The following is a 1,518-nucleotide window of genomic DNA, read 5'->3' on the forward strand; positions in this document are numbered from 1 at the left end:
TATATTAGTGCACGTTAATAGTAAGTATAGCGCACTATGTGTTATATGCAGATGCAGTTGTTAGCGGCAATCAATCTTCATGGATAAATTGAGAATCCAAGTATTTGTAAAGAATTTAAGGTCATCACGTTTGACTTCACTTAGTTTGAAAATCACAATGGTGGCTATAGTCGTTTTACTCGTATTACTCTTTTTTGCAGTTGCAGTTAAGGGCGGAAAGACAGTCGGATGGAATGCGAGGCCTCTAATAAATCTAGAAGAAGACTGGATAATCTTCTCTATACCAATTTTTGTAATTATCATCTCTCTGGTCACATTTAATTGGTCCATAAAATTATCTGAAGCGACTTTTGAATTCGATAATGGCAAATTTTATTTAACAGTAGACGGTAAGCCAAAAATTTTCGAGACAAATGCTGTAACGAACCTCGCCCTAGAAGATAATAACGTTATTCTCAAGACAATTAACCGAACCTATAAATTAGGTTTCGTTTATGACCACCAAATAGATACATTTAAAAACTTCTTAAGAACATATAACTCCGAATTAGAAAGCCGCTAATATGGTGTAGAAAAACATATGCTAAAGCACTTTGTAGCTCCCGGTTGTGCGACTTGCTCGCATTTCTGCTTGCATTCCATAGCTGGACGACCAGCCAGAACGCAGTAGAAACTTGAAAGGATTGAGCAGTTTTTGACTTGTGTGCGTTGAGAAAGTTAGCAGAAAATGCTAGGTTTAGTTTTTTATAGCCTCGTGTGGCATTCGTTTTCTACACAGGCGTTAGCTTCAACCTCTGATAGCCAATGAGTAGATTTTCCATAACAGCTATAATTTGTTTGATCATAAGTCTGGAGTCTTTAAGCCAGACTTTCAAACCTGATTATGCAACTGCGTTAGATGCTGAGGCCGGAACTGAGCTTCTAAATCAATGTTCTCGATCAACACCTGATAATATCACAGATTTCTGGATGGTGACTGACACTGAAGTAGTTCTATTAGAACAAAATTTCCGTAAACTAACTCGCTTAAAATCTAGTGGGTGTTGCTATTCTGGAGTGAAAATCAAATCACTAAGAAAATTTGGCTATCAATATATCGGAGTAACCATAAAGGGAAAACGATACATCTACATTAACGCTTTCCATATTGACAAAAACTCTTTTGAACAGTGGTATAAGAATTGGGAAACAGAACCGATTGTCTTTTGCGATGGTGGAGATTATTTCTGGGGAGTTCTGTTTGACTTAAAAAGTGAAAAATTCAAAGACCTGAATATAAACGGAATTGCCTGAGGCTAACAAACGATATAGCGCATGGCCTTACTGAGCCATCTGCCAAGTTTCTGCAAGATATGCCGCTTATCTGCCGCAAAGAAACTGTTGTGCTTTCTATTATCCTCTGCTCGCGGGAGTTTCTTATCTGTATGATGCACTGCGTATTTGATACTTTGAATGCCGTCTTAATTTAATTCGACAGACCACTTGAAAACGAATAGATGATAACCCTCTGCATAAAGG

General features: G+C 37.6%; 2 protein-coding genes. Both read left to right on the forward strand.

Annotated elements, in window-relative coordinates:
- Positions 1 to 145 precede the first annotated feature (145 nt).
- The gene (locus E1176_RS01160; RefSeq protein WP_155208753.1) at positions 146 to 562 is read left to right on the forward strand and encodes a hypothetical protein; all 417 of its coding nucleotides are present in this window, start codon (positions 146 to 148) and stop codon (positions 560 to 562) included.
- A gap of 242 nt (positions 563 to 804) precedes the next feature.
- Entirely contained in the window at positions 805 to 1,293 is a 489-nt protein-coding gene (locus E1176_RS01165; RefSeq protein ID WP_155208754.1) for a hypothetical protein, read from the forward strand.
- Positions 1,294 to 1,518: the final 225 nt, after the last annotated feature.

It is taken from the genome of Fulvivirga aurantia, from assembly GCF_009711475.1.
Taxonomy (GTDB): Bacteria; Bacteroidota; Bacteroidia; order Cytophagales; family Cyclobacteriaceae; genus Fulvivirga; species Fulvivirga aurantia.